This is a genomic window from Pseudomonas sp. NPDC087804 (assembly GCF_044742965.1).
Classification (GTDB): domain Bacteria; phylum Pseudomonadota; class Gammaproteobacteria; order Pseudomonadales; family Pseudomonadaceae; genus Aquipseudomonas; species Aquipseudomonas rustica.
The window spans coordinates 72,741-83,695 of the sequence record NZ_JBIUVN010000020.1; the positions used below are offsets into that span (position 1 = coordinate 72,741).

Below are 10,955 nucleotides of genomic sequence, written 5' to 3' on the forward strand. Positions count from 1 at the left end.
AGGCAGTGCCATACAAGGGATCCCATGAAGCAAAAGCGGACGCTCGGAACGCCACGTTTGTTGGGCATCGTCTGGCCTTTCATTGCCGTCGTGTTGTTTCAGGCGTTATTGGGCGGTGTGAGTCTTTATGTCCTGTCGGCCGTGCGTGGTTACGTGGCGGGCGAGAGCCTGTGGTCGAAAGGTCAGAAAGACGCCATTTATTACCTCAACCTGTACGCCGACAGCCGTGACGAGGCGATCTTCCTCAAGTATCAGGACGCCATTGCCGTGCCGCAGGGCGGTCATCAATTGCGCGTGGCCCTAGATCGTCAGCCACCGGATCTGGAATCGGCGCGTGAAGGCATTCTCAAGGGTGGCAACCACCCGGATGACGTCTCCAGCCTGATCTGGCTGTACCTCAATTTTCGTCATTTCAGTTATCTGGAAAGGGCGATCGACCGCTGGACGGTGGGCGATGCCTATCTGGTCGAGCTGGATAACGTGGCACGCGAGATGCATCACAGCATCACCGAGAACACCGCGTCCGATGCGGATGTTCGCCTCTGGAAAGCGCAGATTTTTGATATCAACGACGGCGTGACGCCGGCGGCCAAAGCGTTCAGTGATGCTTTGGGTGAAGGTTCGCGGGTGATTCTGCGGCTGCTGCTGTTCACCAACCTCGCCACCGCGCTGGGGTTGATCGTGCTGGCGCTGTTGCGCACACGCAAGTTGCTCAAACAACGCCACGCGTTTGCCGAAGCCCTGCAACTGGAAAAAGATCGTGCGCATGTCACGCTGCATTCGATTGGCGACGGCGTGATCACAACGGATGTCGACGGCGCTATCGACTATATGAACCCGGCTGCCGAGGCCCTGACCCACTGGAAAGCCGAGCAGGCTGCCGGCTTGCCGTTGGCGGCATTGTTCAATTTGCTCGATGACAACGCGCAGGCCGAAGGACTGACGCTGATCGAGCACATCCTAAGCGGCCAGCTCAGCGGTGGCAGCGAACACTCCAAACTGATTCAGCGACTCGACGGCAGCACGGTGTCGGTGACGCTGGTCGGCGCGCCAATCCGTAATGCCGGCAAAGTCAGCGGCACGGTGCTGGTGTTGCACGACATGACCCAGGAGCGGCAATACATCGCCAATCTGTCGTGGCAGGCGACCCACGATGCGCTGACCGGGCTGGCCAACCGCCGCGAGTTCGAATATCGCCTGGAGCAAGCCCTGCACAACCTCACGCGGCAGGGCGGGCGACATGCGCTGATGTTCCTCGATCTTGACCAGTTCAAACTGGTCAACGACACCTGCGGTCACGCGGCGGGCGATGAGTTGTTGCGGCATATCTGCGCGTTGCTGCAATCAGGCCTGCGCGAGGGCGACACTCTGGCGCGGCTGGGTGGTGATGAGTTCGGGATCTTGCTGGAGAACTGCGCGCTGGAGGCAGCGGAGAAGATTGCCGACAGCCTGCGCCAGACCGTGCAGAACCTGCATTTCGTGTGGAAGGGCCGTCCATTTCTGACCACCGTCAGTATCGGCCTGGTGCATGTCGGTCAGACGCCGACCACCCTCGAAGCGTCGCTGCGCGCCGCCGACATGGCCTGCTACATGGCCAAGGAAAAGGGCCGCAATCGGGTGCAGGTCTATCACGCCGACGATTCGGAGCTGTCCCTGCGCTTCGGCGAGATGGCCTGGGTGCAACGCTTGCACATGGCACTGGAGGAAAACCGCTTCTGCCTGTACGCCCAGGAAATCGCTCCGCTGGGCGGCATTCAGGATGGCCGCGCGCACATCGAAATTTTGCTGCGCCTGCATGATGAATCCGGCCGGATGATTCTTCCGGACAGTTTCATTCCGGCCGCTGAACGTTATGGATTGATGAGTCAGTTAGATCGTTGGGTTGTGCAAAACGTATTTAAGGTTATTGCTCAATGTATTGCAGAAGAACATGAAGGCCCGTTGGCGATGTGTGCGATTAATCTGTCAGGCATTACTATAGGAGATGACGCGTTTTTGCACTTCCTGAGGGAACAGTTTGTTAACTATGCCATCCCGCCTGAAATGATTTGTTTTGAAATTACAGAAACCAGTGCTATTTCAAATTTAGGCAGTGCAATACGTTTTATTAATGAACTCAAAGGCTTAGGTTGTTACTTTTCGCTGGATGACTTTTGTGCCGGAATGTCTTCATTCGCTTACTTGAAACATTTACCTGTAGACTTCCTGAAGATCGACGGGAGTTTCGTAAAGGATATGCTGGACGACCCGATTAACCGCGCAATGGTCGAAGTGATCAATCACATCGGGCATGTCATGGGTAAGCAGACAATTGCCGAATTTGTTGAAACAACCCAGATCGAACAAGCCTTGCTTGAGATCGGAGTTGATTACGCTCAGGGTTACGTTATTGAGCGTCCGCAGTTGTTTACCTGTGACAGTTTGCAAAGTCGGCCCGCCAGACCGCAGCCGCTGTTATTCAAAGCGCCTGGCACGTTCCGTTGAAATCTCTTGCCGATCCTTATAATCACAAATCAAAAGGAGCCGAACAGTGATCGACACATTCAACCGAACCGGACCACTCATGGAAGCTGCAAGTTATCCTGCTTGGGCACAACAGCTCATTGAGGATTGCAGCGAGAGCAAGCGCCGGGTTGTCGAACATGAGTTGTATCTGCGCATGCGTGATAACAAGCTCAGCGCAAAAACCATGCGTCAGTACCTTGTCGGGGGCTGGCCGGTAGTTGAGCAGTTCGCGTTGTACATGGCGCAGAACCTGACCAAAACCAAGTTCGCCCGCCACCCGGGTGAAGACATGGCGCGGCGCTGGTTGATGCGCAATATCCGCGTCGAACTCAACCACGCCGATTATTGGGTGCACTGGAGTCGCGCGCACGGTGTCAGTCTCGAAGACCTGCAAGCACAACAAGTGCCGCCGGAACTGCATGCCTTGAGTCATTGGTGCTGGCACACCAGTTCCGCCGATTCGCTGATCGTGGCCATTGCCGCCACTAACTATGCAATTGAAGGCGCAACGGGTGAGTGGTCAGCGGTGGTGTGCTCCACTGGCGTTTACGCCGCCGCGTTCCCGGAAGAGGATCGCAAGCGCGCGATGAAGTGGCTGAAGATGCATGCGCAGTACGATGATGCGCATCCATGGGAAGCGCTGGAGATCATCTGCACACTGGCGGGGATGAACCCAAGCAAGGCCTTGCAGACCGAGCTGCGTCAGGCGGTGTGCAAGAGCTACGACTATATGTACCTGTTCCTCGAACGGTGCATGCAACTGGAAACGTCCGAGCGTTTGCTGGTAAGCCGTGAGCGCAGGGCGGTAGTCGAGAGCTGATTCCGGCTAACACCGCGTAAAAAAATGTAGGAGTGAGCCTGCTCGCGATTGCGGACTGTCAGTCAACATCATTGTTGAATGTCAGATCGCATCGCGAGCAGGCTCGCTCCTACATTTGATTTGGGGGTGTCCGGAGGGCTTAGCCCGCCATCGCCAAGCGGTTACGACCTTCGCGCTTGGCCACATACAGCGCACTGTCCGCGCGGCGCAACAGGCTCTCCGCCGATTCCCCCGGCAGCAGCGTCGAACAACCCAGACTCACCGTCAACTCGATCAACTGGCCATCGGCGTAATACTCGGCAGCCTGCGCCGCATAACGCAGTCGCTCGCCAACCATCGCCGCCGCCTCGCGGCTGGTGTTCGACAGCAGAATCAAAAACTCTTCACCGCCATAACGAAAGACCATGTCGACGTTGCGCAACTGACCCTTGATCGACGCCGCCACGGCTTTGAGCACGTCATCACCGGCGCTGTGCCCATGGCTGTCGTTGACGCGTTTGAAGTGGTCGATATCCAGCATCAACACAGACAGTGGCTGCCCGTGCCGGCGCGACATGTCGATCTCGCGTTGCAGGGTTTGCTCCATGGCGATGCGATTGCCAGCGCCAGTCAGTGGATCACGCAGAGCACTTTGCGTCGCGGCGCGGTAGAGCAGGGCGTTGCGCATCGGATACAGCAGCGACGACAGCAGTGATTCGAGGTTGCCCTGATCCTGTTCGTTGAAACGCTGATTGCGGCGGAACACCAGTTCGCCCATGTGCTCGCCTTCGTGGCTCAAGCTGTAGCTGACCGAATGGTGACCGCGAGCGCCGAACTCCAGCCGCAGGTCGCTGCCCTGATGCACGTAGCTCAAGGCGTCCAGCGGCACGAGGCGTTGAACCTCACGGAAAAACAGCCCGAGGATACGTTGCGGTTCAAGACTGGTTTGCAGTTGCAGGCTCAGTTGCTGGCGCAGCTGCGCAAGACTGGTCGGTCGCTCCAGCAAGGGAGGCAGTTGACCGAAGCCCAGGCGTTGCAATTTGGCGCTGTCGAAGTCAATTGCATTGGTCTGGGAGGGTGATTTCATATGGCGTGAACCCTTAGCAGTAAGTCTGTCTTACAGGCTGGGTGAGAGCGGCTATGGCTGCGCGTCATACTGATCCATCAGTCCCGTAGGACGTTTGGCGTAAGTTTAGTCTGCCTGATGACGATTAGTAAGCTATCGAAATCGGCCTCGCCCCATTGCCTTCACGCGGCTTGCTTTGAGGAAAATTAGAGCGAAAGTCGTGCCATTCGGTTGATATTTGTTAAAACCGTTTTTATTCAATGGCTTGCGAGCTTTGGGGGAAAATTAGCGCTGGATAATTGACTAAATTGTGACGGCCGCGAGCGGCAAATGTTGGCCGCGACGGGAATCCGCCGCGGCAACAAAGCCGACGTATGGCACTACTGAGCGTTGAAAGCCTGGCCGTTGATGCCGGTGCTGTCCGGGCCCATCAAATACAAATAGACCGGCATTATCTCTTCTGGCGTCGGGTTGTTCAGCGGATTTTCCCCCGGATATGCCTGAGCACGCATGCTGGTGCGAGTGGCGCCGGGGTTGATGCTGTTGGAGCGCACCGGCGCCACGGTTTCAACTTCGTCGGCGAGGGTTTGCATCAAACCTTCGGTGGCAAACTTCGACACGCCATAAGCGCCCCAATAGGCGCGGCCCTTACGGCCGACGCTGCTGGAGGTAAAGACAACAGAAGCATCCTGCGACAGCTTGAGCAGCGGCAGCAGGGTGCTGGTCAGCATGAACATGGCATTGACGTTGATCTGCATGACGCGCATGAAATTCTCGCCGGACAACTGCTCGATCGGCGTGCGCGGGCCGATGATCGAGGCGTTGTGCAGCAGGCCGTCGAGGTGGCCGAATTCAGCTTCGATCATCGCTGCCAGTTCATCGTACTGATGGGGCAGGGCGGTTTCGAGGTTGAACGGAATCACCGCCGGCTGCGGATGGCCCGCCGCTTCGATGTCGTCGTAGACCTGCGTCAGATTGGCTTCGGTCTTGCCCAGCAGCAGCACGGTCGCGCCGTGAGCGGCGTAGGTTTTCGCCGCAGCCGCGCCAATGCCACGACCGGCACCGGTGACCAGAATGACCCGATCCTTGAGCAATTCGGGACGAGCGGAGTAATCAAACATAAAAACCTCACAATCCATTAATAGCTAAAAGATCGCAGCCTGCGGCAGCTCCTACAGGGCAGTAAATATCTGTAGGAGCTGCCGCAGGCTGCGATCTTTTGACCTTGATCAGCAGCTGCAGAGCGCGCTATCGAGCACCTTGCGCAACTCCGACGGATGATCCACCACCACGTCCGCTCCCCAATGCCGCGGGTTGTCGTCCGGGTGGATGTAGCCAAACGTCACCGCCGCGGTTTTCGTGCCGGCGTCGCGCCCCGATTCGATATCGCGCAGATCATCGCCCACAAACAAAACCGTCGATGGATCCAGATCAAGCATCTTGCACGCGAGGATCAATGGCTCCGGATCCGGCTTGCTGTTTTTCACGTGATCCGGGCAGATCAGTAGCGCCGAACGTTCGGCCAGCCCCAACTGCTGCATGATCGGTTCAGCAAAGCGCAGCGGCTTGTTGGTCACCACGCCCCAGATCAGGTTGGCCTTTTCGATGTCGGCGAGCAGTTCGCCCATGCCGTCGAACAGCTTGCTGTGCACCGCGCAGCCGACCAGATAGCGCTCAAGGAACTCAAGGCGCAATTCCTCGAAGCCCGGCGATTCCGGATCCATCGAGAACGTCACCGCGACCATGGCTTTGGCGCCGCCGGAAATCTCGTCGCGAATGTGCTTGTCGTTGATCGGCGGCAGGCCGCGATCGGCGCGCATTGCCTGGCAGATGGCGATGAAGTCCGGCGCCGTGTCGAGCAGGGTGCCGTCCATGTCGAAGAGAACCGCTCTGATGGCCATCGGCTTACTCCTCGCGCAGGGTCTGGATCATGTAGTTGACGTCAACGTCGCTGGCCAGTTTGTAGTGCTTGGTCAGCGGGTTGTAGGTCAGGCCGATGATGTCCTTGACGGTCAGACCAGCCATGCGGCTCCAGGCGCCGAGCTCGGACGGGCGAATGAATTTCTTGAAGTCGTGGGTGCCGCGCGGCAGCAACTTCATGATGTATTCAGCGCCGACGATGGCGAACAGGTACGCCTTCGGGTTGCGGTTGATGGTCGAGAAGAACACTTGGCCGCCCGGTTTGACCATGCGGAAGCAGGCACGGATCACCGAGGATGGATCCGGTACGTGCTCAAGCATTTCAAGGCAGGTCACCACGTCGAACTGCTCAGGCATTTCTTCTGCGAGGTCTTCGGCAGTGATCTGGCGGTATTCGACGTTGACGCCAGATTCCAGCTGATGCAGTTGCGCGACCGCCAGCGGCGCTTCGCCCATGTCGATGCCCATCACGGTGGCGCCACGCTGGGCCATGGCTTCGCTGAGGATGCCGCCGCCGCAACCGACGTCGAGGACTTTCTTGCCGGCCAGATTGACGCGCTCGTCGATCCAGTTGACGCGCAGCGGGTTGATGTCGTGCAGCGGTTTGAATTCGCTTTCACGATCCCACCAGCGATGGGCCAGGGCTTCGAATTTGGCGATTTCGGCGTGGTCGACGTTACTCATGTTGAATCCTCTAAAACTTGAAAAAGGCTGTAGCCCCGGTTTGTGTTCCGGGGTTTTTACGATTCTTTGTGGCCGCTGATGCGTTGGCCCCAGGCCCTGGCGGTGGCGCCCAGTTGTGCTTCGTCCAGTCGCGTCAGGCGGCGGTCGTCGAGCAGTTGTTTGCCGGCGACCCACAGATGCTTCACGCAGTCGCGGCCGGTGGCGTATATAAGCTGCGACACCGGGTCGTACACCGGTTGCTGCGCCAGGCCGGACAGGTCGAAAGCGACGATGTCGGCGGCTTTGCCGATTTCCAGCGAACCCACTTGCGCTTCGATGCCCAGCGCGCGAGCGCCGTTCAAAGTGGCCATGCGCAGCGCACGATGGGCGTCCAGCGCGGTGGCCGAACCGGCGACGGCTTTCGCCAGCAGCGCGGCAGTACGGGTTTCGCCGAGCAGGTCGAGGTCATTGTTGCTCGCCGCGCCATCGGTGCCGACCGCAACGTTCACCCCAGCCTGCCACAAACGCTCGACCGGGCAGAAGCCGCTGGCCAGTTTGAGGTTGGATTCCGGGCAATGGATCACGCTGGTGTTGCTTTCTACCAGCAACGCCAGGTCGTCATCGCTGATCTGGGTCATGTGCACGGCCTGGAAACGCGGGCCGAGCAAGCCTAGGCGGCCGAGGCGGGCGAGCGGGCGTTCGCCGAGCTTCTCCAATGACTGCTGAACTTCAAATGCGGTTTCGTGCACATGCATATGAATCGATGCGTCGAGCTCCTCGGCGATCACGCGGATTTTTTCCAGATTCTCGTCGCCGACGGTGTACGGTGCATGAGGGCCGAAGGTGATCTTGATGCGTTCGTGATGCTTCAAGTCGCCGAACAACTCGACGCCCTGACGAATGGCTTCATCGGCACTGCTCGCGCCCGGGATCGGTAAATCGAGGATTGGAATCGCGATCTGTGCACGGATGCCGCTGTTGTGCACGCGCTCGCTGGCGACTTTCGGGAAGAAGTACATGTCCGAGAAGCAAGTGATGCCACCCTTGATCTGCTCGGCGATGGCCAGATCGGTGCCGTCGCGGACGAAATCTTCATCGACCCATTTCGCTTCGGCCGGCCAGATGTGGTTTTCCAGCCAGGTCATCAGCGGCAGATCATCGGCCAGGCCGCGGAACAGCGTCATCGCCGCGTGTCCGTGCGCATTGATCAGGCCGGGGGCGAGCAGTACATCCGGCAATTCGCGGACTTCGCTGGCGTTACACTTCAATGCTTCGGCGCGCGGGCCGATAAACACAATGCGACCGTCGCGGATGCCCAGGCCATGCTCTTTGAGCACAACGCCTGCAGGTTCGACGGGTACCAGCCAGGTCGGCAGCAATAATAAGTCGAGCGCAATGGCAGGTTTCGGCATCGAGGGTCGGTTCCAGTGCTTTTGTAAAGGATGGCGAAGTATACCCGAGCGTCTTCGCGGGGGGATCGCTATAATCGGCGGCTTTTGTTCATGAGTGCGGGGTGTGGGATGCGCGATCGACTGTTGGCTGCGGAGAAAGTGAAGGCCATCGATTGGCGAGACGGCGCGCTGCACCTGCTGGATCAGCGTATTTTGCCGTTTGAAGAAACGTGGATTGCCTACACCAGCGCCGCCGGCGTGGCTGAGGCGATTCGCTCGATGGTTGTGCGTGGCGCGCCGGCCATCGGCATCAGTGCGGCCTACGGCATCGTGCTCGCCGCGCGCGCGCGGATCGCTGAAGGTGGCGACTGGTACGCGGCGCTGGAAGAGGATTTTGCCTTGCTGGCCGATTCCCGTCCGACTGCGGTCAATTTGTTCTGGGCGCTCGGCCGTATGCACGATCGCCTGGATCGCGTGAGAGAAAACGCCGATCCGTTGGCGGCGCTGGAAACCGAGGCGATCGCTATTCATGAAAGCGACCGTGAAGCCAACCTGACGATGGCGCAGCTCGGCGTCGACCTGATCCGCAAGCATCAAGGCAATGCTCAGGCGATTCTGACCCACTGCAACACTGGCGCGCTGGCCACAGGCGGTTTCGGTACCGCGCTGGGTGTGATTCGCGCAGCCTTTATTGAAGGCATGGTCGAGCGTGTTTACGCCGACGAAACCCGTCCGTGGCTGCAAGGCTCGCGTCTGACCGCGTGGGAACTGGCCAATGAAGGCATTCCGGTGACCCTGAATGCCGACTCCGCTGCTGCACACATCATGAAAACCAAAGGTGTGACCTGGGTGATCGTCGGTGCTGACCGCATCACTGCCAATGGTGACGTGGCGAACAAGATCGGCACCTATCAACTGGCGGTCAACGCCATGCACCACGGTGTGCGTTTCATGGTGGTGGCGCCGAGTTCGACCATCGACATGAACCTGGCCAGCGGCGACGACATCCCGATCGAAGAACGCGATGGCGCCGAGTTGCTGGAAGTCGGCGGCAAGCGCGTCGGTGCCGACGTTGAAGCGTTCAACCCGGTGTTTGACGTGACGCCGGCGGATCTGATCGACGCGATCGTCACCGAGAAAGGCATCGTCGAGCGCCCGGATACCGCCAAAATGGCCCAGCTGATGTGCCGCAAACGCCTGCATTGATTGGCTGTGGCGCATGGAAGACCGCTATCGCGAGCAGGCTCACTCCTACAAGGCCTTGTGTCGAACGCAGAACCTGTAGGAGTGAGCCTGCTCGCGATGAGGCCCTAAATGTCAATAAACATCGTTAAACCGAGCCCCATTTCTGCATTCAAAGAAGCTCTAAGCCTCTCTCGTCCCCGTTAAGCCTGTCACCGGTCAACTAACTATGCTCCATGCGCATCTGGGGGATAGGTGCGTGGCGGCCTTTGTGATAACATCCGGCGTTTTCCGAGGCAGCTTCACGAAGCTGTCTTTACTGCGCAAATCCACGCTCCAATGTTGATTTGTCGTAAGTCGGCGCATGGCACTCGGCCGGCCCCGACGAGCTTCGTTGGTCCCATATGGATATGACGAAGTTTCACCAGAAAAAGGAATCAGGCTTCTCATGGGCGAACTGGCCAAAGAAATCCTCCCGGTCAATATCGAAGACGAGCTGAAGCAGTCCTACCTCGACTACGCGATGAGCGTAATCGTCGGCCGTGCACTGCCGGATGCGCGCGATGGCCTCAAGCCCGTGCACCGTCGCGTACTGTTCGCGATGAGCGAGCTGGGTAACGACTACAACAAGCCGTACAAGAAATCTGCCCGTGTTGTCGGCGACGTGATCGGTAAGTATCACCCGCACGGTGATACCGCGGTGTACGACACCATCGTTCGTATGGCCCAGCCTTTCTCCCTGCGCTACCTGCTGGTAGACGGTCAGGGCAACTTCGGTTCGGTCGACGGCGACAACGCTGCGGCGATGCGATACACCGAAGTGCGCATGACCAAGCTGGCGCACGAGCTGCTGGCTGACCTGCACAAAGAAACCGTGGACTGGGTGCCGAACTACGACGGCACCGACATGATCCCGGCGGTCATGCCGACCCGTATCCCCAACCTGCTGGTCAACGGCTCCAGCGGTATCGCCGTGGGCATGGCGACCAACATCCCGCCGCACAACCTCGGTGAAGTCATCGACGGTTGCCTGGCGCTCATCGACAACCCTGAGCTGACCGTCGATGAACTGATGCAATACATCCCCGGTCCGGACTTTCCGACCGCCGCGATCATCAACGGTCGCGCCGGCATCATCGAAGCCTACCGCACCGGTCGCGGGCGCATTTACATGCGTGCCCGCTCGATCATTGAAGACATCGACAAAGTCGGTGGCCGTCAGCAGATCGTCATCACCGAACTCCCTTACCAGTTGAACAAGGCGCGTCTGATCGAGAAGATCGCCGAGCTGGTTAAAGAGAAGAAGCTGGAAGGCATCACCGAACTGCGCGACGAGTCCGACAAGGACGGTATGCGCGTCGTGATCGAACTGCGTCGCGGCGAAGTGCCTGAGGTGATCCTCAACAACCTCTACGCCCAGACCCAGCTG

The 10,955-nt window shown here is 58.8% G+C and carries 9 protein-coding genes (1 of these 9 only partly in view); 4 read left to right on the top strand and 5 right to left on the bottom strand.

Translation table 11 applies throughout. The features are described 5' to 3' along the window. Positions 1-24 precede the first annotated feature (24 nt). Both ACIOMO_RS21005 and ACIOMO_RS21010 read left to right on the top strand, forming a co-directional pair. Entirely contained in the window at positions 25-2,484 is a 2,460-nt protein-coding gene (locus tag ACIOMO_RS21005) for an EAL domain-containing protein (RefSeq protein WP_401243378.1), read from the top strand. A 79-nt stretch (positions 2,485-2,563) separates the two neighbouring features. Further along, the gene (locus ACIOMO_RS21010; protein WP_371925881.1) at positions 2,564-3,325 is read left to right on the top strand and encodes a TenA family transcriptional regulator; all 762 of its coding nucleotides are present in this window, start codon (positions 2,564-2,566) and stop codon (positions 3,323-3,325) included. 139 nt (positions 3,326-3,464) lie between these two features. Here ACIOMO_RS21010 and ACIOMO_RS21015 read toward each other — a convergent pair whose 3' ends face one another. The 5 genes from ACIOMO_RS21015 to ACIOMO_RS21035 all read right to left on the bottom strand — a co-directional run bounded on the left by ACIOMO_RS21015 (position 3,465) and on the right by ACIOMO_RS21035 (position 8,365). Continuing rightward, positions 3,465-4,391: a GGDEF domain-containing protein gene (locus ACIOMO_RS21015; protein ID WP_053122473.1), complete on the bottom strand. Its 927-nt coding sequence runs from the start codon at positions 4,389-4,391 to the stop codon at positions 3,465-3,467. 359 nt (positions 4,392-4,750) lie between these two features. Continuing rightward, on the bottom strand, positions 4,751-5,491 hold the full coding sequence (locus ACIOMO_RS21020; RefSeq protein ID WP_053122471.1) for a YciK family oxidoreductase: 741 nt from the start codon (positions 5,489-5,491) through the stop codon (positions 4,751-4,753). Positions 5,492-5,599: 108 nt separating this feature from the next. Continuing rightward, positions 5,600-6,271, bottom strand: a complete 672-nt coding sequence (gene mupP / locus ACIOMO_RS21025) for an N-acetylmuramic acid 6-phosphate phosphatase MupP (RefSeq protein WP_038364376.1) — start codon at positions 6,269-6,271, stop codon at positions 5,600-5,602. A 4-nt stretch (positions 6,272-6,275) separates the two neighbouring features. Next, complete coding sequence (gene ubiG, locus ACIOMO_RS21030) at positions 6,276-6,974, bottom strand: bifunctional 2-polyprenyl-6-hydroxyphenol methylase/3-demethylubiquinol 3-O-methyltransferase UbiG (RefSeq protein ID WP_008079776.1); 699 nt, start codon at positions 6,972-6,974, stop codon at positions 6,276-6,278. Positions 6,975-7,030: 56 nt separating this feature from the next. Continuing rightward, positions 7,031-8,365, bottom strand: a complete 1,335-nt coding sequence (locus ACIOMO_RS21035; RefSeq protein WP_401243383.1) for a TRZ/ATZ family hydrolase — start codon at positions 8,363-8,365, stop codon at positions 7,031-7,033. 108 nt (positions 8,366-8,473) lie between these two features. Between ACIOMO_RS21035 and mtnA the strand changes: the two genes are divergently transcribed. Then, positions 8,474-9,550 (top strand): S-methyl-5-thioribose-1-phosphate isomerase, encoded by a 1,077-nt coding sequence (mtnA, locus tag ACIOMO_RS21040; protein WP_401243386.1) that lies wholly within the window; start codon positions 8,474-8,476, stop codon positions 9,548-9,550. 424 nt (positions 9,551-9,974) lie between these two features. Beyond that, a protein-coding gene (locus tag ACIOMO_RS21045) for a DNA gyrase subunit A (RefSeq protein ID WP_401243389.1) crosses the window boundary here: on the top strand, positions 9,975-10,955 show its 5' end (the start). It continues 1,857 nt past the right edge of the window; 981 of the gene's 2,838 nt are visible here — the first part of the coding sequence; the start codon lies at positions 9,975-9,977; the stop codon falls past the right edge of the window.